Below are 20,588 nucleotides of genomic sequence, written 5' to 3'. Positions count from 1 at the left end.
TTCAGTTGCATCGCTTATGGCGAATTTTTTGCCACATTCAAATACTGTATCACACCCTCACCCGCGGCGCGTCCAGTTGCAAAACATGCAGTGAGTAAGTACCCCCCTGTGGGTGCATCCCAGTCCAACATTTCCCCACATAAAAAAACGGCGGGATTGGATTTTAATTGTAGCTGCGAGCTTAGGCCTTCACGGCGCACACCGCCAGCACAACTAATCGCTTCTTCAATCGGACGAAAACCAGTTAAAGGAATCTGTAATTGCTTCACCTGCTTGGCCAGTTGTTCAGGGTGATTCCAGTGTTCTTTTGCAACTAACTCTCGCACTAAACTGGCCTTGGCTGCATCTAAACCAGCTTTACGCCAAACATTACTTAAAGACTGCTTTTTCGTGGGTCTCAGACGTACAGCCAATTCTTGAACAGTGACATCTGGCAGTAAATCAAGCGTTAACACTAAAGGTTGGAACTGTTTTTGCTGCGCACGCAGCGCTCGACCTTGCTTATAGACCAAACCACTTTCTAGGCCATAATGGGTGATGACGATATCACCCATACTTTTTTCCGCATCGCCCACCCATGCTGCGATACGTTTCAGTGGCTGCCCAAAAACGGGTTGCATGTAGGTAGACCATTCATGTTCTACTCCAGCATTGCTGGCTTGAAAAGGCTCAATTTCATCGGCCTCCAACCAGTTTTGCCATGCGCCATCGCTACCGAGCTGAGACCATGACACCGCTCCGCAAGCCAAGACGATCGCATCATAACTCTGGCTGTGCACTTGATCACTAAGCAAAGATTTAATTTCAAGCGTATGCTCTTTGAGGCTGAGGCATTGATGACGATAGTAAAACTTGACGCCTGACTCAACCAAGCGTTTCAACCATGCACGTAATAAAGGCGCGGCTTTCATTTCAATCGGGAAAATACGCCCAGACGTTCCGACATAGGACTCAATGCCTAAACTTTTCATCCATGCTTGAATCCATGTGGCATCCCACTCACGAATCCAAGGTGCCAACCATTCTGCTTGATCATAACGACCGATAAACTGCTCCACAGGTTCGGCATGAGAGATATTCAGTCCTGTTTTACCCGCCATCAGGAACTTACGTGCAGCAGATGGTTTTTGCTCAAACACATCGACCTGAACATCATATTGGCTCAATACTTCTGCTGCCATCAAACCGGCTGGCCCCGCCCCAATAATTGTAATACGCTTTGGCATGATTTATTCAGCTTGATCAGAAGATTGCACCTGTGGGGTCTGACCTTGCAAAGCCTGAAACGCATCAAAACGCGTGCGATAACCTTCAGGTTTGGTGATGATCAACTGTTGGCAGAGCTCGCCTCGTTCTAAATATTTAATTTCAAAATGCGTCCTCGCAGAACTATCCGCGATGCGCTCTTTTACAAACGGTAACTTCCACACCTCAATCAACTGTTGCTGTGCTTCTTCGATATATTCAGGAATATTACTGGCTAAATTAATTTGTCCGCCCACTTGTAAACGTGAAATCAGAAACTCAAAAAACGGCATATTCAACCAGCGCTGCGCAGGATTATGCGGTTCAGGATTAGGATAAAGAATAAAGAATTGTTCAACCTGCTGCGGTTGTAAGGCATGCACCACCCAAGGCAGAGCATCGGCATGTACCAGCTGTAAATTCTGCTGACCTTCTAAGCCATGTTGTTTCTGCATCGCCACAAACTTTTCACGGGTACGCTCAACCGCAATCAGCTTTTTCTCAGGATGATTGGCCGTAAACAATAAAGCATGTTTACCCTTGCCCGCCCCACTTTCCACACACAGTGGATCAGGACTGATCATTTGAAAATCACGAGGCGCATGCATACGCTGGGCTTGAAATTGACGAATCGGCATAATCAGATCAAACTAAGAAAAAACCGCATCAGTCTAACAACTGCCAACGTTTTTGCCTATTTCAATCCGAAAATTTTATCTGGAGCCGATCATGCCACACACTTTCCCTTGTCCCCGTTGTGGAGAAATGAGTCAATGGGAAGACAACGCCTTTCGTCCTTTTTGTTCTGAACGCTGCAAACTGATCGACTTAGGTGCATGGGCCAATGATGAATATCGCCTCCCAACGCAAGATGCACCGCAGGCAGAAAATTCAGAAGAATAATATATTTAATCTCATGATATTTTTCATATTTTAAGAGAAATTGTTCATTATTTAATGTCTTAATATTCGCTTAAAAAGATCATTCGTCGACTATACTCCCCCAAAATTGGTACATGCTCACAGCATGATCAAGTGACAAAAATAACATCCTAAAGGGGGATAAGATGAACATCCTGAGTAAGACTATTGTTTTAATTGGCGTTTTACTTGCGATCTGTCTATTCAGTTTTGGCATCTATATGCAAGATCTGTTGATCCTCTCGGTTGGACTATTAGTGGTCTTATTCTCTATAGTGTTTGCTCTAGAAACCCAACACATTTTGCATAATCCATTTCGCAAATAAAAAAGTCAGCAGCTGCTGACTTTTTTATTTTTCAATGAGACCACAAAGCGCTTAGCCTGCTTTCCCTGCCACAAAGGGATTATGTTGTTTTTCAAAACCAATCGTACTGATTGGCCCATGTCCTGAAATAAACTGCGTCTCATCAGGTAAGCTAAAGCATTCACGCTGAATAGAGTCAATCAGCTGCTGATGATTGCCACGTGGAAAGTCGGTACGACCAATTGAGCCTTTAAACAACACGTCGCCGGTCCAAAGCAAACCATAGTTTTTGTTATAAAACATCACATGGCCCGGAGTATGTCCAGGGGCAAAACGCACTTCAAACGCTTCATTGCCCAGTTTAAGGACTTCGCCACCTTCAAGCCATGTCGTGACATCCACTTTTTCAGGAATAGGAAAACCATAACGCTGCGAGATTTCTTGGATCATATCCAACCAAAAGGCATCTTCTTTATGTGGGCCAATCACAGGGACATCCCACAGTTTTTTTAATGCCCCGACTGCTCCAGCATGATCTAAATGCCCGTGCGTCAGCCACAGCGCTTTTACCGTCAAACCCAACGCTTCGATTTCTGCTTTAAGTTTTTCAGGTTCTCCACCTGCATCAATTAAAATTGCTTCTTTACTGTCACTGTCCCAAACAATGGAACAGTTCTGTTGAAATGCCGTTACAGGCACAATTTTAACTTGCAACATAGAGTGTCAACCTCAATTCGTTTTGCTGGCTAATGTCTGTTTTAAGGCATCAAGATTAGCCTGAACCAGCGTATTGAGCAATTGCAAATGATCTCCGCGGCTGTTCAAGGCTGGAATATATTGATACCGCTCTCCACCTTGAGACAAAAACAATTCAGCATTCTGGATCGCCAGTTCCTCTAAAGTTTCTAAGCAATCCGCTGAAAACGCAGGACTCATAATTTGTACCGATTTCACCCCCTGCGCCGCCCATTCGGCCAGTAAGGCATCGGTATACGGTTTCACCCACTCTTGTTTCCCAAAACGAGACTGGAAACTGATTGCCCATTCATCTTCCGCTAGGCCCAATTCGGCTGCCACCAACTGTCCTGTGATACGGCAACGGTCGGCATAGGGATCACCTTTATCGGCATAAGGCTGTGGAATACCATGGAAAGACATTAACAGCTTTTCACTCACCCCATGTTCAGCACGGAAATCGCGCACACTTTGCGCCAATGCCTGAATGTATAAAGGGTGCTGATAATAATCACGAATAATGCTCAGCCCCGGCAAATTACGCTGCTTTGGAATCCACTTCGCGAAAGCATCATATAAAGGCGCGCTGGATGTTGCCGAGTATTGCGGAAACAAAGGAAAAAGTACAATATGATCTTGCGGGTTTTGACTCAACTCAGCAAGCAAAGGCTGAATGCCGGGATTACCATAGGTCATCGCAGGAACAATATTCAGCTCAAACTCAGGATATTGCAAAATCAACTGCTGTTGTAACGCGGCCACTTGAGTCAGCAAAATTTCTCGCATTGGAGAATCGCTGCCCCACACCATCTCATACGCATGGGCAACGCGTTTCGGGCGAAACGGCAAAATAAATAAACGGAGAATAATTTGCCAAAGCGGTTTGGGAATTTCAATCACCCGCTGGTCTGACAAAAACTGATCCAAAAAGCGACGCACTGCTGAAGCTGTCGGTGCATCAGGCGTTCCCAAATTTGCCAAAATAACAGTAACTTTTGCTTTTGTTGCAGTAGACATTCAACCCTCGTGGCTCGTTTTCGAATGTCTCTACTGTAACAGTTTTCAGTTCATTATCTAAATGGATAACTACGAAGATTGAAATTGAAAAGGCCGATCCTTTTCCAATAAATTACTCTCCAAAAGTTTCATCGCCTTCGGAGTCAACTGCCAGAGCATGCGCTGACGATCATCTCGACCCGACTGAACAATCCAATCATTTTGACGCATTTGCATTTTGATACTGTGCAAAGCACGAATATTAATTTGTGAGCGCGCAACAGCATGGGCACGAGGCATTTCTAAGCGTGCATCATTTAAACCAGTTTCGTTTAAATATTCATTAATGCGTTTGGAGAAATACTCTTCAGGAGTGGGGTGAATAAAGGTTGTCCCCAAAACCGAGAGTAATTGCGCCCAAGTCATCTGCTTTTGAATTTTCAGCTCTTTAAAATTGCCATCTTGATAGGCATGCATCCGATAATCAAATGCAAAAAATTCATGCATAGCCACTTTGGGTAAAGACAAAAATGGATCGACTTCACGTTTACCCGCTTCAGTTTCCAATTGCACCAATTTGGCTTTGAGTTTATCTATTTCGTCATGCAACACTTGGGTGTTCTGCGGACGTACCCAACCGGACACAGGATAGCGCTCTAGCATTTGCGTCATATTCAAGCGAACGGCCATTTCCAAGTCACGCATGGTGCGATAAGTGAAAACCTGATCGACTTCGTTTTGGAGTAGTTTTCTAAACTCTTTGAATTTTTCACGCAGCTCAGCTTTGTCGTCATGTAAACATAACTCACGGGCATCAGGATCATCATGCATAAATACAATAATCGGCTTTTGTTTGGTGACCGCATAAATGTATTCGAGATGCATATAGCCCACACCCGATACAGACTGTTCCCCATATTTGCTGCCCAGCAACAATATGACATAGTCACAGTCATCGATCTGACGACGTGCAAAAGCCGTTGAAAGTGGTGTCCGTTGTTCTAATCCCCAAGAAAAAAATCCCATGCCCACTAAAGTTTGGGCCAAAATGATCCTCTCTGGCTGCATCTCGCTTCCAGAGGTGGTTATAAACACTTGATAACGCTTATCGAGCATCGGTTATCCTCATTATTCTTCGCAGCGTCCCATCCCCCAAATTCCATTAGATAGACACTGCGACTAACTCAAGCATATTAGGTTGCAATTTTTGACTATATATCAAAATACTCGACTTATTTGTTTAAAAATTAATCAGATATGTTTGAAATAGTCCAATTTAGTTCTGGTTCAAGCAAAAGTTGTAAGATAGGTCTCAAACTTTCTGCATTATTTCCACTGACATAACATTCAATTCGAACATCACCATCATGATTTTGTTCAAATAATAACTCATTTTTGATTAAAATACGGGCTGTTTGTCGTGCAACTGCCAGTCCAGAGTCAATTAATGTCAGTTTCTGACCAAAAATAGATTGTATCGCTATTTTCAAAAAAGGGTAATGGGTACAGCCTAAAACTAAGTAATCTGCACCCTGATCAACAACCGGTTGTAAAATATCTTTTAACGTGGCTAAACATGCCGCACTCATCTGCGCGCCGCTCTCAACAAAAGGCACTAAATCTAAGCAGGTCACTGGAATCACCGTGACTCCCGAAGGCTGTGCAAACTTATCAACCACGTCTTTAATTAGCTGCCCGCGAAAGGTCGCAGGGGTCGCTAGAACAGCCACAGTCTTGGATTTGCTTTGCAATACCGCAGGTTTTAGGGCAGGAACAAGGCCGATAATCGGAAAATTGTCGCCATAGTGCTCGCGTAAATAATCCAAACTAAAGGCTGAAGCGGTATTACAGGCCACAACTGCAACCTTACAGCCTTTACGGTAAAGCCACTCAATCGCTTGTGCAGTCAATTCTCGGATATTTTGATCATTGCGCGGCCCATAAGGCACATGTGCGGTATCGGCAAAATAAATAAATCGTTCATGCGGTAAATGCTTGGCAATTTCCTGAGCGATGGATAAGCCGCCTATTCCCGAATCAAATATCCCGATTGGCGCATTGGCTGTCGCTTTTGGCATGGGGTTGATCAGAGGAAATAAGGGCTGAATGGCACTCATGAGAACTCGTTGCGGTATAAAGTTAAAAGATCAATCAAGCTTAAACCTCAGGTGCCTAATTGCAATAGCAAATCACCACTTTGTAAGCTCAGTTTGGCTTGACCTTCCGCATCGTCGCTTAGCTCCCCCATTTCCACCAAATGAAAAAAAGCAGCACGCTGAATCAATGCATTAATCCCAAAGCGAACATGCACATAAGGACGTAGTTCCCCTTGGAAGGCACGCATAAAAATGGGATGGTCTTCATCAACAATCACCACATCCTGTGTGGTCGTGGTCAGTTGTAGGTAGATTTTTCCTGCAATTTCGACTTGATCGACCTGATTGACAAATAAAGGCTCATCTTCAACCTCGATTTCAATCTGCTCGACCGGGGTTTTGAGATAAAACTTATCTTCTTCTTTCCAAAGTACCGTTGCAAACAGCTCAATCATGGCTTGGCGTTTGATCAATTGACCTTCGTGCCACCATTCTCCATTGGCTAAAACCTTCAAATCCATTGTGCCACAATGCTTTGGGTGCCATTGATCTAAAGGGGGGATTGACCTTTTGTGACCGGACTGTCCACCTTTTATGTATTGTGCAATATCGGTTAAGTTTTTATTATCAGCAATAGCTACTTTTTTCGTCGGATTTGCTGAGTTGTGCTGCTTATCCATAAAATTCATGCCTGTCTGACGGAAAAATAATATGATTCAGCCAATTGGCTAGAACTCGGTTTAAACCTATACTAGCTCACAATATAAAAGACACGATGATAAATTTTGTGTCTGGGAACTAAGAACACTCATGGCAGCACCGTTCTTTGAGTCAAAACGGTTGCCACCTTTAACCATATGAGGAGTCCTACATGGAACACATCGAACGTGAATCGATGGAGTTTGACGTAGTCATCGTTGGCGCAGGCCCTGCTGGCCTTTCTGCTGCGATTAAAATTCGTCAACTTGCAATTGAAAACAACCTTAATGATCTGTCCGTTTGTGTCGTAGAAAAAGGCTCTGAAGTTGGTGCGCATATCCTTTCAGGTGCTGTGCTCGAACCGCGTGCGATCAATGAGTTGTTCCCTAACTGGAAAGAAGAAGGCGCGCCTTTAAATGTTCCAGTAACTGAAGATAAAACGTATTTCCTAATGTCTGCTGAAAAGTCACAAGAAGCGCCGCACTGGATGGTTCCTAAAACCATGCATAATGATGGCAACTATGTGATTTCACTTGGTAACGTAGTGCGTTGGTTAGGCCAAAAAGCTGAAGAATTAGAAGTTTCTATTTTCCCAGGTTTTGCTGCGTCTGAAATTCTTTATCATGCCGATGGTACGGTTAAAGGTATCCAAACCGGTGATATGGGGATTGGTAAAGATGGTGAACCAACACATAACTTTACCCCGGGCTATGAACTACATGCCAAATACACGATTTTTGCGGAAGGCTGTCGTGGTCATTTAGGTAAGCGCCTGATTGCCAAGTTTGATCTCGATAAAGATGCAGACCCGCAACACTATGGTATCGGCATCAAAGAACTATGGGAAATTGACCCTGCAAAACACAAACCAGGTTTGGTGATGCACGGTGCAGGTTGGCCTCTAGCTGAAACCGGTTCTTCTGGTGGTTGGTGGTTATATCACGCTGAAAACAACCAAGTTACTTTGGGTATGATCGTAGATTTATCTTACGAAAACCCACACATGTATCCATTTGCAGAAATGCAACGCTGGAAAACGCATCCACTGATTAAACAGTATCTTGAAGGCGGTAAGCGTATTTCTTATGGCGCACGTGCTGTGGTGAAAGGTGGTTTCAATTCACTACCGAAGTTTACCTTCCCTGGTGGCTCTTTAATTGGCGATGATGCAGGCTTCCTAAACTTCGCTAAAATTAAAGGCTCTCACACGGCCATGAAATCGGGCATGTTGTGTGGTGAAGCAGTATTCGAAGCGATTCAAGCAGGTGTTGAAAAAGGTGGTGATCTTGCCATTGCACGCGTGCTTGAAGGTGAAGACTTCTTTGCAAAAGAGCTAACCGCTTACACAGACAAATTCAACAACAGCTGGTTAAAAGAAGAGTTATATCGTTCTCGTAACTTTGGTCCAGCAATGCATAAATTTGGCACGTTCGGTGGTGGTGCATTTAACTTCATCGATCAAAATGTGTTTAAAGTCCCGTTTACACTGCATGACTTAGTGCCTGACTTCAGTACACTAAAAACTGCGGATGCGGCAACATTTAAGCCAAACTATCCAAAACCAGATGGTAAGTTGACTTTTGACCGTTTATCTTCAGTATTTGTATCAAATACTGTGCATGAAGAAAATCAGCCAGCACACTTGAAACTGACTGATGCTTCTATTCCTGTAAATGTAAACTTACCTAAATGGGACGAGCCAGCTCAGCGCTACTGCCCTGCTGGTGTTTATGAAATCATGGAAGAGAACGATGGTTCGAAGCGTTTCCAAATTAACGCGGCTAACTGTGTGCACTGTAAAACGTGTGATATTAAAGATCCATCTCAGAACATTACTTGGGTAACTCCTGAGGGTGGTGGTGGTCCGAATTACCCGAATATGTAATTCCTTACGACACGGCAAAGCGGTTGCTTTGCTAACCGTGTCTCATACCCGAACATGTAATGTTAAAACGGGCTTGCGCTGAGGCGCATTTCCGAGCAAGTAATCGCTTTTAGATTAAAAAAATCCCTTCAGCACTGAAGGGATTTTTTTAATTAATAGGCATCTGACTTTTTGCTAAAAACCATCACCGTTGGCCCTATCGCAGTATGCCCAACCCCATGATCTTGATAAATTTCAATCCGATAATCGTCACACTGATAGACATATTTATTTTCAGCTTGTTTCCAGCCGTTTTGCGCCACCTGAAAGCGTTTTAATACTCGACTTTTAAAAACATCTAAATCCGTTTCATACGTCGCAAGCGGCCCATCTAGAAAACTTAAACTGTATGAAATAATCATTTTAGAATGCGGATCGTAACGAATATGCTGAACCCAACTCACACCAGCTTTTTTAATTTGTGTATCTACACCTTGTGCAAATTCAAACTGATAATTATCGCCCCCTAAAATAACCATTTTTGCGGTGGGATGATGCTGTTGAAATTCACGAATATGCTGTCCAATTTTTAAACCTGCAACATTCATCGTGCCTACAGGAACTTCACAAGATTTTGCCCAAGAAATTGAACAAAATAATGCAAAAATATGAGTCCATAAGAACACATTTATTCTTTTCACTCTGATTTCCTTGGATGAACTTAATTTCTTTTTCTTTACTCAAGCTCATTTTAAAAGGCCAAGACAAATGTCCTAACCTTTTTTAACTAAATAATGAAATTCTTTATTGCCATTTTCGTCTAAGCGCTCTTCTTGCAGCAAAAGTTCATGCCCAAGATGCATACAAAATTTCGGAATATCCCATGAAGTTGAATTGTCCGTTGCAAACACCTCCACTACATCTCCCGATTTAGACTTGCGAATGGCTTGATGCAACATCATCACAGGCTCTGGACAGCGTAAACCACGGGTGTTTAATTGGATGCTTGGGCTCACTTCCAAATCAGACATATATAAAACTCAAAAATTTAAAAACTTGCCAATTTTAACACAACTGCCCATTTCTCATATCTGTTTGCATAGCTTGATGGCAGATGAACCTCGTATTTAAAAGTATTGATCTAATCATTCATGCAATCCTTGCTTAATTACAATAGACAACTGTGTTTTCTACGGTATGATAAAATTAAGTTTTTTAGATATTAAGAGTCTTTAGGAAAGATCATGCACGAGGAATCAGGCCCGTCGTGGGGAATGCGTGGCTTACGCAAATGGTTAGGTACCGCGCCAGAAACTCGCGATGAACTGTTAAAGTTAGTTCAAGATTCACGTCGTTTTTTAGAACCCGATACTGTTGCGATGTTAGAAGGCGTATTAGACCTTCCAGCAACCAAAGTCCGCGAGGTCATGACACCGCGTACATCGATGATCAGCCTACAAGAAGATGATGAGTTACTCGATATTTTGCATACTCTGGTTGAGTCGGCACATTCGCGTTTCCCTGTCTTTTCATCAGATCAACCAGACAATGTCGTGGGCATTTTATTGGCCAAAGACTTATTGCCTTTTTTGACTGAACCAAACAATAAAGTGGATATACGTGCGCTAATGCGTCAACCTTTATATGTACCTGAAAGCGCACGCTCAGACCAAGTGCTTCGCATGTTGAAAAATACCCAAACGCACATTGCGGTGGTGATTGATGAATATGGCACGACCTCAGGTTTAGTGACGTTAGAAGATATTTTGGAAGAAATTGTCGGTGAAATTGAAGATGAACACGACAAGATCGATGAAGAAGCGGAATATATTATTCCCGACAATGACCCTACGACCGCAAATACGTGGCTGGTTCAAGCACTTACACCAATCGAACACTTTAACAATCTTTTAGATGCAGACTTTTCTGATGATGAGGTTGAAACTGTGGGCGGTTTATTGCTTCAAGAAATTGGTTTAGTGAGTGATTTACAAGGTCAGGTCATTGATCTTGAAAATTGGGAATTTACCATTGTAGAAGCAGATGCACGTTCTATTCATCTGATTCGAGCCGTTCGTAAATGAGAGCTTACTTTGACAAACTGTTAACCCCCAATCCACAACAAAAGCAGTTACCTTTAATTTATCCGCTTCTAATTGCCTTATTTTCAGGGGCTGTCTTTAGTTTTGCACTCGCCCCTTATCATTATTGGTGGTTGGCAATCTTATCCCCTGCACTGCTCTATGCCACTTTACGTAAACGCAGTGCAAAGCAGGCCTTTGGCATTGGTTGGGCCTATGGTTTTGGCCTATGGTTCGTGGGGGCTTTTTGGCTCTACACTTCCATCCATGTCTATGGCGATACCAACAGTGCTTTAAGTGTCGGTATGATCGGCATTATGGCCTTGGTCATGGGCTTATTCACGGCTGTCCAAAGCTTTATTTACCGCCGTTTTTTCCCTGAAACGCCACTAACCTTCGCTCCGCTTTGGGTGCTTTTTGAATGGTCGAAAACCTGGGTTTTCACAGGCTTCCCATGGTTGTTTGCAGGCTATGCCTTTACCGAACGTTTACTGGATGGGTATGCGCCATTATTTGGTATCTTCGGGGTGTCGTTTGTAGTCTTGGTGTTGGCCTGCACACTGGTCGAAATTTTAAACCGCCGCGTCTTTTGGGTCATTCCTTCTGCCTTATTGGTACTTGGTGCATGGGGCGCATCAAAAATTGAATTCGTCTCCGCAAAAAATACGCAGCCATTATCGGTTTCTTTAATTCAAGGCAATATCCCACAAGACTTAAAATGGCTCACTGAGTATCAACTAAAAACACTTAGAATCTATGCTGATTTAACCAAAACAGAATGGGGACGAGACCTCATTGTTTGGCCTGAATCCTCTATTCCCATGTTCCAAAGTGATATCGAACCCTTTTTAGCTGCAATGACAGCACAGGCCAAGAAAACCAACACGGCGTGGGTCACCGGTATTCCATACTGGGATATTTCAGGCTCTGAAGCGGCAGGTCGACCACTGTACTACAACAGCATTATGGCCAATGGTGCTGAAGCCGAAGGACTCTATAAAAAGCAACGTTTAGTGCCTTTTGGTGAATATATTCCACTATCCGGTTTACTGAAATGGGTGTTGCCTGCCATGCAGAATGATCCGTCGATGAGTGGTTTTTCACGTGGCGAACAACAGCAACAACCGCTTTCTATTCATCAGCAGCATTTAGGCGCGGCCATTTGCTATGAAGTGGCTTATCCGAACTTGACGCGTCGTAATGCCAGCCAAAGTGATTTCTTGGTGACAGTTTCCAACGATGCATGGTTTACGGGAACTGCAGGCCCTTTACAGCATTTACAGATGGTACAAATGCGTGCCAAAGAAAATGGACGCTGGTTTATCCGTGCCACCAATACAGGCGTAACCGCATTTATTGACCATCAAGGGCATATCGTAAAACGTGCTCCGCAAGATGTGGCAACCGTGCTTCGCGGCGAACTACCTGCTATGCAAGGCCAAACGCTGTACACCCGTTTAAGTGACTGGCCAATTTTAGGTTTTTCAGTCTTTTTACTGATCTTGGGTTGGATCTATCGTCCACGTAAAGTCGATGTATCGTTTAAGTCTCGTCGATAGTTGCTATTATTAAATCAGACTTTTCCAAAGAAAAACCCAAGCTCCGCTTGGGTTTTTCTTTTTCAGTTATAGTAGTTTGGTACCTACAGGAACCTCAGTATCGGGTACACACAGCACCACGCCTGCGTCTGAATCATGAAAGCCAGTCACTAAGCACTCAGACTGGATAGGACCAATTTGTTTATTTGGAAAGTTAACCACTGCCACCACCAATTTACCCAATAACAGTTCAGGTTGATAACGCTCAGTAATCTGCGCACTCGATTTCTTAATGCCAATTTCATGGCCAAAATCGACATGTAAAATATAAGCGGGCTTACGTGCTTGCTCAAAGACTTCGGCCTGAATAATACGCCCGACTCGGAGCTCGGCTTTTAAAAAATCTACCCAATCAATCTGTTCCATATTTCACTCTATATTTATATTTTCTACAGTATAGGGAGCGAACACTAGCATCATATACAACGAAACAGACAAGCGATCCTATCTTTCCGCCATTCTTCATGACGCAATAAAAAACCGAGCGTATGTGCTCGGTTTTTTTATCACAACTATGAATGTCAGTATTAAATTTGACTGACCAAATAGGACACCATACCGGCTAAAAAAAGCATCGGGGTATAACGGTAGAACATGACCACTTTTTGTTCTAATGCTGTAATCTGTACTTGATCGAGTGTGAGTACGGTTGCTTTTAACGCAGACCAAAAGCTCAAAACCGCCCATGTGCTGAACAGACTGATTGCAAAGAAACCCACCACAATTTGGCTGCTGCCTTCAGTCGACTGCCACACACTTAAAACACCTTGAGCAACAGGAAGCATACCCAAAATCAAAAGAACAGATTTGAGCATCGACCAATGGAATTGGCTCATTTCATCCAACAAGGTTAATGCTTTCATTCTATTCTCCTCAGGCAAATCAGTTGCCATTGAGAACATTATGCAAGGATTTAAATAAATAAAAAGCCTATTTTTATCCATAATTTACATTATTTGTAATCAATAAATATGGGAATAATTCTTATTATAAATCTCAGCTGATGCTTATTATATTTAATATATTAAAATCATAGTCTTAGATATTAGTTTTAAATTAAGATATATTATCATTACAGTCCACATTGACATAACTTATGCACTGTAATGATATATTCAATTAAACCCAATATATAATAATTCTCAATTAAGGTTGATACTGAATATCAGCATCGGTTTCTTCACCACCTTGCTGTCCATCTGCTCCAAAAGAATATAAATCAAATGGTCGTCCATCAGTCCCAGGTGCAACATATTGAATGTCATTATCCCAACTGTCTTTCGGATATCCACCTTTCACATAACCGCCTGGTAACCAATTTTTTGCAGACTCAGGCTTATTCACCAAAGCATCAAGTCCACCCTCTTGCATCGAAGGGTATTTATCATTGTCCAATTTATATTGATCCAATGCCGCAGCAACACCTTTAAGGGTAATGACAGTGGTGTCCACTTTGGCTTTTTCACCGCGTCCCATCACATTAGGTACAATTAAGGCTGCCAACACACCTAAAATAACAATCACCACCATGACTTCAATTAAGGTAAAGCCTGAAGCTTGGCGTCTATAGATTTTTGATTGCATGTGAATTTTCTCTTCCATCTTATATTTTTAAAATTAAATCATGTTGTTCATGTTGACGATCGGCAGCATCACAGCGATCACAATCACCAAGACAATGCTTGCCATCAGAACCAACATCAGTGGCTCAAGTAAAGCCAGCAAGGTCGATATGAGCGTTGTCACCTCTCGGTCTTGCATGGTCGATGCGCGCTCCAACATCCGATCCAATTCACCCGACGTTTCACCACTTTTAATCATTTGTACCATCATCGGTGGGAAATAACCACTGCGCTCCAGCTGGGTCGCAAGGTTTCCACCTTCAGTCACTTTTTCTGCCGCATGATTGACCGCATCGCGAATCACCCAGTTATTACTCACCGCCGCGCCAATTTTTAACGCATCCACCAAGGGCACACCTGACTGGGTCAAAATCGATAAGGTACTGGCAAAGCGTGCGGCATTTATACCACGTGAAAGTTTACCGAATAATGGCAGTTTGAGCGTTAAACGATCAAAGGCATAATGCCCTGCTGTGGTTCTTAAAAATCGCAGTAATAAGCCGATGCCTAGTACACTGCCCACCAATAAAAATGGCCATGCCACTCGAATAAAATCGCTGGCTTTCATCAAGGCAACGGTAATCCATGGCAAGGCATCTTTGCTTTGGTCAAAGGTTTTGACAATGTCAGGCACTACATAAGTCATAAGCCCCATCACGATGGCAAAAGACATCAGCATTAAAATAATCGGGTAAATCATCGCGCCTTGGATTTTTTTTTGCATCGCAAAGCGATTTTCGGTGTAATCTGCCAGCTGATCTAAAATTAAGTCTAAATGCCCTGAGCGCTCGCCAGCGGCAATCGTAGCAATGTACAACTCTGGAAAACGTCCAGATTGCTGTAAGCCTTGCGCCAATGAATGACCTTCCAATACTTTAGAGCGCACTGACATCAATAGATTTTGTACATGTGTTTTTTCTGACTGCTTTCCAACCGCGCGAATGGCTTCTTCCAACGGAATGGCCGCCGCCACAAGTACAGAAAGTTGACGTGTCAATAAGGCCAAATCATAGGCGGTAATTTGTTTTTGAAACCATGTTTTACTGCTGTGCTTATCTTTTTGTTCAACAGGATCAACCGAGACTGGAATCAGCGCTTTATCACGAAGTTGTTGCCGAATTTGACGTGCTGAATCCCCTTCGAGCACGCCTTTTTGCTGCTTTCCTGCGGCATCGAGTGCGGTAAATTGATATGCTGGCATGTTTACGCTTTCTAATTGTCCATTTAGTCATTTGGCGCTGTTGCATGTCGGCACCAAAATCATTCATATTCTAAGTTATAAATTATGTCATCACTCTAACACAACTCATTCATCGCACAACGACAATTTCATCAGGACAGTTTGAGCTTTTTATGCCAGAAAATACACTTTCCACCACACAAAGCTACCGTATTCGTGTGGCTGTTCCCGTTTATCTATATGACTGTTTTGACTATAGTTTAACGGCTGAACAATACCACCAAGCTGAAGTGGGTGCACGTGTGGCTGTCTCATTTGGTCGCCAAAATGTGGTCGGTGTCATTGTTGAGAAACTCACTGATGAGAAACCACTCGATTTAGGCTTTAAACTTAAAGCCATAACTGAGTTGCTCGATGACAACGCTATTCTAGATGCTAAAGTTTTAAGTTTATTGACATGGTCAGCGCAATATTACCAATTTCCGATTGGTGAAGTGATGCATGCCGCTTTACCCAGCTTTTTACGCCAAGGCAAACCTTATAATCTACTGGCGCGGATGTGGAAGCTGATTGATGATCATGCCGAAGACAAATTAAAGCGTTCTGAAAAACAACAAGATGCCTATAAAATTTTAAAGCTGCATCCCACCGGAACGTCTGAAAACATTCTAAATTTGGCTGGCATTGAAACTGCGACCTTAAAGGCCTTAGAAAAAAAGCAAATCACCCAGTGCATACTTGAAGCCCAAGACTTTAAACCGCAAGCCATGACACTGGCGCAAATGCCCCTCACGCCCAATGATGAACAAAAGCGTGCCATTCAAAACATTCTCAAAGCTCGTCATAGCTACCATGCTTTCTTACTGGATGGTTTAACCGGTAGTGGCAAAACTGAAGTCTATTTACAAGTCATGCAAGAGGTTTTAAAACAAGGCAAACAAGTCTTGGTATTAGTGCCTGAAATTGGCCTCACCCCACAAACAGTGAGCCGTTTTCAGTCACGTTTTCACTGTCATATTGCGCTACTACATTCAGGTTTAAATGATTCTAAGCGCCTGCAAGCCTGGCAAAGCGCACAAACGGGCAAAGCTTCGATTGTGATTGGCACACGTTCTGCCATCTATACCCCTCTTCCGCATCTGGGTTTGATTGTCTTAGATGAAGAGCATGACTTATCTTTCAAGCAACAAGAGGGCTTCCGTTACCATGCTCGTGATGTGGCTTTATACCGTGCACACTTAGAAAACTGTCCGATTATCCTCGGTTCGGCAACGCCAAGTATCGACAGTTATGCACTGGTTGAACAAGGTAAAATGACCCGTTTGGAGTTGGACCAACGTGCAGGTGTGGCCGTGATGCCGAAAATGCATGTGATCGATCTGAAAGTAGCACAAAAACAAAATGGCATCAGCCAACAGCTGATTCATGAAGTACAAAAGCGCTTAGACAAAAAAGAACAGGTGCTGATTTTCTTAAATCGTCGTGGCTATGCGCCTGTGTTGATTTGTGAAAGTTGTGGCTGGCAGGCCAAGTGCCCCCACTGCGATGCCAATTTTACCGTACATCGACAGCCCTACCAGCATTTGCACTGTCACCACTGCGGCACCATTCACCGCATGCCTGAACACTGCCCGCAATGTCAGCATAGCGAACTAAAACCAATTGGTTTAGGCACCGCAAAAGTTGAAGAAAACCTACAAGAACTGTTCCCCAACTTTGAAGTAATTCGGGTGGATCGTGACTCGACCAGTCGAGTCGGCAGCTGGCAAAAAATCTATAACAAAATTCAGAAAAGTGAACCCATCATTTTGCTCGGCACCCAAATGCTGGCCAAAGGACATCACTTTCCTTATGTGACTTTGGTGGCAATTTTAGACATCGACTCGGGCTTACTCAGTGTAGACTTTCGTGCCACAGAACGTACCGCACAACTCATCATCCAAGTCGCGGGACGTGCAGGGCGCGGCGAGAAAAAAGGCGAGGTCTATTTACAAACTTTACGTCCAGACCACCCTTTGCTGAATACCCTGTTGGAGTCGGGCTATCGCAGCTTTGCCAAGCAAACGTTGAAAGAGCGTAAAGCTGCATGGATGCCACCTTATCGCTATGCGGCTTTATTGCGCTGTGAATCCAAAGACCAAGAACTGAACCAAAGCTTTTTACAAGAGCATGTACAAGTACTGCGCCAAGCCTCAGAAAACAGTATTGATATTTGGGGGCCCATTCCTGCGCCGATGGAACGTAAAGCAGGCCGCTATCAAGCGCATATGGTATTACTGTCCAAAGATCGGGCGCGGATGCATTTTTACATTCGTCAGTGGTGGCAAAATGTCTGGCATAACAAACCGCATGGCATGAAATTGAGCCTTGATATTGATCCACAAGAGTTAAGTTAAGGCTCGACGTGAATAAGGTTTAGACCTGAGTCGCGTTCTCCCTTAAACTTCCAACATAAAGAAAAAAATTTAGGACAGGGCAATGTCTCTACTGCTTCAAATCACCCTCTTTTTGGCTGCGGCACTGATGATCGTTCCGTTGGCCAAACGGCTGGGGATTGCCACGCTACTCGGCTATTTATTTACAGGCATCTTACTCGGTCCCAGTGTATTAAATGTCGTCCATGACCCTGAAGACATTCATAAACTCGCTGAGTACGGCGTGATTTTCTTGATGTTCATTATTGGACTAGAACTTCGCCCACAACGTTTATGGGAAATGCGTAAATCCATTTTTGTGATGGGCAGTTTACAAGTAACGCTCTGCGGCGTGCTACTGGCGTGCATCGTCTTTTTTGCCCTGCAACAGCAGATTGCGGCCAGTGTTGTGATTGGTTTTGCCCTTGCCCTCTCCTCCACCGCATTTGTGTTGCAACTGCTCAGCGAAAAACAGCAGCTCAATACCACTTTTGGTCAGCAGTCCTTTTCCATTTTACTCTTTCAAGATATTGCCGCGATTCCGCTGATTGCGATTATCCCCCTGCTTGCGGGAACAAACTCAACCCATCATGGCGTGGCCTACTTTGCAGCGATTGTTGCTACCTTTACAGGCTTGTTTTTATTTAGCCGTTATCTCATGCGCCCTTTTTTCCGCTTTGTGGCCAAAAGTGGCGCACATGAACTGATTACCGCAGTCGGTTTGTTTATTGTCTTAGGCGTGGTCGCGCTTATGGATGTCTTAGGTATCAGTACCACCTTGGGCGCATTTTTAACTGGGGTGTTACTTGCTGACTCTGAATTCCGTCATGAGCTGGAAGCCAGTATTGCACCATTTAAAGGTCTACTTCTCGGTCTATTTTTCATGACCGTCGGGATGAGCACGCAAGTTTCGCTCCTGTGGGAAAGCCCAAGTCTGATTATTGGCGGTGCATTATTGCTGATGTTGGTCAAACTGCTGGCGTTAACGGCCATCGCTCGCTACTTCGAGTTTTCATGGCGCAATAGTTTGATGCTGGCCACTTGTTTGGCACAAGGCGGTGAGTTTGCTTTTGTGGTGCTCAATGTTGCCATGAGTGAACACGTGATTACGCAAGCCATTTTAGAGCCGATCAATTTGATCGTGACATTGTCGATGATTCTAACGCCTATTCTGTACTGGCTGATGAGTTCGTGGATGGTGCCTCTATTCGAGAAAGAAACTACACCTGTCTATGATGAGATTCCTGAACAGCATAACCCGATGATCATTGCTGGCTTTGGCCGTGTCGGACAAATTGTGGCACGACTAGTTCACTTACAGCACCAAACCTTCACGGCGATTGACAGCAATATCGACAAGGTCGATTTCGTTCGCAACTATGGCGGCAAACTCTACTATGGTGATGCCACTCAACCCGATATCCTGCGTGCAGCCGGTATCGAACATGCCAAAGTGTTTGTATTAGCCATTGATGATATTGAAGACTCCATGAATGTGGCACGCCATATCCGACTCAATTATCCAGATTTAAACTTGCTGGTCCGTGCCCGTGATCGACATCATGTGCATTTGTTACGTGACTTAGGAGTGGAACATATTTGGCGTGAAACCTATTTATCGTCTTTAGGGATGGCCTATTTTGCCCTGCGTAATCTCGGAATTGCAGAACAAGATGCTTATAAGAGCATTGAGTTATTTCGAGATTATGATGAAAAACTGCTCGCACAGCAGCAAAGTATTTATAACGACGAACAGAAAGTGTATGAAACACATCGTAATGCTCTAGCCGAATTAGAACACTTATTTGAAAGTGATACGCAGCTCCGTCAAAGTCCTGTTGGCGTTGACCTACAACGCGAGTTACAACATGACCGAATAGATGTCACACGGGATGAAGTAAAATGACTTGTGTTTTACAATATCGTCACCATTAAGACAGGATATTGGAGAAATTTATGTCTGATTTGCGTCAACGCTTTTATATTGAAGATAGTCCTGTTCGTGGTGAAGTGGTTCATCTAGAAGAAACCCTACAAACCATCTTGGCGCAGCGTGATTATGCACCTGCAGTCCAAGTGCTGTTAGGTGAAATGCTTAGTGCCACGGCATTACTTGCCAGTACTTTAAAAATTAAAGGCCGTATTAGTTTACAAATTCAGGCTTCAGGTAGTTTCAAATGGGCCATGGCTGAATGTAATCACCTTGGTGAAGTGCGTGCCTTGGCGGATTATGAAGCGGATCCACGCTTTAATGCTGCCGACAGCAGCAGTACGGTATTGAGCACCCTCATTAGCCCTGTACTCTTTATTAATATTGAGCCCGAATTTGGTGAGCGTTATCAAGGGATTGTGGCTTTAGACAAGCCAAATCTTGCGGGTTGTTTAATGCAGTACTATGACCTGTCTGCCCAAATTCCAACGCGTATTGTTTTGGCCAGTTCATCCCAGCGTGCTGGCGGTTTACTCATTCAGCTGTTACCACGTAACAGTGAAGAAGAACAAGAACGTGTCGACCAAGACTTATGGCCACGTCTGACCATGTTGACTGAAACGCTCAAAATCGAAGAGTTAACCGATTTAGAGTCCAGTGAAATTCTTTACCGTTTATACAACGAAGAAGAAGTACGCTTACCTGAAGTTGAAGTACTGAAATTTGGCTGTACCTGTTCGAAAGAACGTTGTGCTCAAGCGCTTGAACAAATTGGCGCTGAAGCCGTTCGTGAAACGCTAGAACATCAAAACCCGATTACCATGGACTGCCAGTTCTGTAACACACAATACAGCTTTAGTGCAGAAGAAGCCTTGGGTTTATTTGGTGAACACTTAAGCTAA

At 43.6% G+C, this 20,588-nt stretch carries 20 protein-coding genes; 7 read left to right on the top strand and 13 right to left on the bottom strand.

The window, feature by feature from the left end:
• Nucleotides 1-14: 14 nt before the first annotated feature.
• Nucleotides 15-1,226, bottom strand: a complete 1,212-nt coding sequence (locus MN200_RS02130; RefSeq protein ID WP_242760005.1) for a TIGR03862 family flavoprotein — start codon at nucleotides 1,224-1,226, stop codon at nucleotides 15-17.
• 3 nt (nucleotides 1,227-1,229) lie between these two features.
• Nucleotides 1,230-1,889, bottom strand: a complete 660-nt coding sequence (locus MN200_RS02125) for a tRNA (guanine-N(7)-)-methyltransferase (RefSeq protein ID WP_242760503.1) — start codon at nucleotides 1,887-1,889, stop codon at nucleotides 1,230-1,232.
• 85 nt (nucleotides 1,890-1,974) lie between these two features.
• On the opposite strand from MN200_RS02125, the gene MN200_RS02120 reads away from it, so the two are divergent.
• Nucleotides 1,975-2,148 carry a DNA gyrase inhibitor YacG gene (locus MN200_RS02120; protein ID WP_004692619.1) on the top strand — a complete coding sequence of 58 codons (174 nt, stop codon included), beginning with the start codon at nucleotides 1,975-1,977 and terminating at the stop codon, nucleotides 2,146-2,148.
• Nucleotides 2,149-2,543: 395 nt separating this feature from the next.
• Here MN200_RS02120 and MN200_RS02115 read toward each other — a convergent pair whose 3' ends face one another.
• The 5 genes from MN200_RS02115 to MN200_RS02095 form a co-directional block, all read right to left on the bottom strand.
• Nucleotides 2,544-3,188, bottom strand: coding sequence for an MBL fold metallo-hydrolase (locus tag MN200_RS02115; RefSeq protein ID WP_125280772.1), 645 nt, complete (start codon nucleotides 3,186-3,188; stop codon nucleotides 2,544-2,546).
• A 12-nt stretch (nucleotides 3,189-3,200) separates the two neighbouring features.
• Nucleotides 3,201-4,223 (bottom strand): ferrochelatase, encoded by a 1,023-nt coding sequence (gene hemH, locus MN200_RS02110; protein WP_178927822.1) that lies wholly within the window; start codon nucleotides 4,221-4,223, stop codon nucleotides 3,201-3,203.
• A 69-nt stretch (nucleotides 4,224-4,292) separates the two neighbouring features.
• Nucleotides 4,293-5,318, bottom strand: a complete 1,026-nt coding sequence (locus MN200_RS02105) for a DUF4062 domain-containing protein (protein ID WP_004692624.1) — start codon at nucleotides 5,316-5,318, stop codon at nucleotides 4,293-4,295.
• Nucleotides 5,319-5,449: 131 nt separating this feature from the next.
• The gene (murI, locus tag MN200_RS02100; protein WP_058868829.1) at nucleotides 5,450-6,319 is read right to left on the bottom strand and encodes a glutamate racemase; all 870 of its coding nucleotides are present in this window, start codon (nucleotides 6,317-6,319) and stop codon (nucleotides 5,450-5,452) included.
• A 47-nt stretch (nucleotides 6,320-6,366) separates the two neighbouring features.
• Complete coding sequence (locus MN200_RS02095) at nucleotides 6,367-6,978, bottom strand: DUF1285 domain-containing protein (RefSeq protein WP_058868828.1); 612 nt, start codon at nucleotides 6,976-6,978, stop codon at nucleotides 6,367-6,369.
• A 191-nt stretch (nucleotides 6,979-7,169) separates the two neighbouring features.
• Between MN200_RS02095 and MN200_RS02090 the strand changes: the two genes are divergently transcribed.
• A complete protein-coding gene (locus tag MN200_RS02090; protein WP_242760003.1) occupies nucleotides 7,170-8,882 on the top strand; it encodes an electron transfer flavoprotein-ubiquinone oxidoreductase in 1,713 nt (570 codons plus the stop codon).
• A 152-nt stretch (nucleotides 8,883-9,034) separates the two neighbouring features.
• On the opposite strand, the gene MN200_RS02085 is transcribed toward MN200_RS02090, so the two are convergent.
• A complete protein-coding gene (locus tag MN200_RS02085; RefSeq protein WP_242760001.1) occupies nucleotides 9,035-9,562 on the bottom strand; it encodes a hypothetical protein in 528 nt (175 codons plus the stop codon).
• A gap of 72 nt (nucleotides 9,563-9,634) precedes the next feature.
• A complete protein-coding gene (gene tusA / locus MN200_RS02080; protein ID WP_004692640.1) occupies nucleotides 9,635-9,892 on the bottom strand; it encodes a sulfurtransferase TusA in 258 nt (85 codons plus the stop codon).
• Between the two features lie 213 nt (nucleotides 9,893-10,105).
• Here tusA and MN200_RS02075 point away from each other — a divergent pair, with 213 nt between their 5' ends.
• Together MN200_RS02075 and lnt are read left to right on the top strand one after the other, a co-directional pair.
• Nucleotides 10,106-10,945, top strand: coding sequence for a CBS domain-containing protein (locus MN200_RS02075; protein WP_004978829.1), 840 nt, complete (start codon nucleotides 10,106-10,108; stop codon nucleotides 10,943-10,945).
• Nucleotides 10,942-12,501, top strand: coding sequence for an apolipoprotein N-acyltransferase (lnt, locus tag MN200_RS02070; protein WP_131229892.1), 1,560 nt, complete (start codon nucleotides 10,942-10,944; stop codon nucleotides 12,499-12,501). The genes MN200_RS02075 and lnt overlap by 4 nt, the downstream gene beginning before the upstream one ends.
• Before the next feature lie 66 nt (nucleotides 12,502-12,567).
• On the opposite strand, the gene MN200_RS02065 is transcribed toward lnt, so the two are convergent.
• The 4 genes from MN200_RS02065 to gspF form a co-directional block, all read right to left on the bottom strand.
• The gene (locus MN200_RS02065; protein ID WP_058868823.1) at nucleotides 12,568-12,906 is read right to left on the bottom strand and encodes a tRNA-binding protein; all 339 of its coding nucleotides are present in this window, start codon (nucleotides 12,904-12,906) and stop codon (nucleotides 12,568-12,570) included.
• Between the two features lie 161 nt (nucleotides 12,907-13,067).
• Complete coding sequence (locus MN200_RS02060; RefSeq protein ID WP_058868822.1) at nucleotides 13,068-13,403, bottom strand: hypothetical protein; 336 nt, start codon at nucleotides 13,401-13,403, stop codon at nucleotides 13,068-13,070.
• A gap of 283 nt (nucleotides 13,404-13,686) precedes the next feature.
• Nucleotides 13,687-14,124 carry a type II secretion system major pseudopilin GspG gene (gene gspG / locus MN200_RS02055; protein WP_058868821.1) on the bottom strand — a complete coding sequence of 146 codons (438 nt, stop codon included), beginning with the start codon at nucleotides 14,122-14,124 and terminating at the stop codon, nucleotides 13,687-13,689.
• Nucleotides 14,125-14,157: 33 nt separating this feature from the next.
• Entirely contained in the window at nucleotides 14,158-15,363 is a 1,206-nt protein-coding gene (gspF, locus tag MN200_RS02050) for a type II secretion system inner membrane protein GspF (protein ID WP_058868820.1), read from the bottom strand.
• 152 nt (nucleotides 15,364-15,515) lie between these two features.
• On the opposite strand from gspF, the gene MN200_RS02045 reads away from it, so the two are divergent.
• From MN200_RS02045 to MN200_RS02035, 3 genes are all read left to right on the top strand, one after another.
• Nucleotides 15,516-17,738, top strand: coding sequence for a primosomal protein N' (locus MN200_RS02045; RefSeq protein ID WP_242759999.1), 2,223 nt, complete (start codon nucleotides 15,516-15,518; stop codon nucleotides 17,736-17,738).
• An 82-nt stretch (nucleotides 17,739-17,820) separates the two neighbouring features.
• Entirely contained in the window at nucleotides 17,821-19,662 is a 1,842-nt protein-coding gene (locus MN200_RS02040; RefSeq protein WP_242759997.1) for a monovalent cation:proton antiporter-2 (CPA2) family protein, read from the top strand.
• Nucleotides 19,663-19,712: 50 nt separating this feature from the next.
• Nucleotides 19,713-20,588, top strand: a complete 876-nt coding sequence (locus MN200_RS02035; protein ID WP_004692657.1) for an Hsp33 family molecular chaperone HslO — start codon at nucleotides 19,713-19,715, stop codon at nucleotides 20,586-20,588.

This window comes from Acinetobacter sp. LUNF3 (genome assembly GCF_022699605.1).
Taxonomy (GTDB): domain Bacteria; phylum Pseudomonadota; class Gammaproteobacteria; order Pseudomonadales; family Moraxellaceae; genus Acinetobacter; species Acinetobacter johnsonii.
The sequence above is the reverse complement of the archived record's forward strand: the minus strand, read 5'-3'. Positions and strand labels throughout refer to the sequence as shown.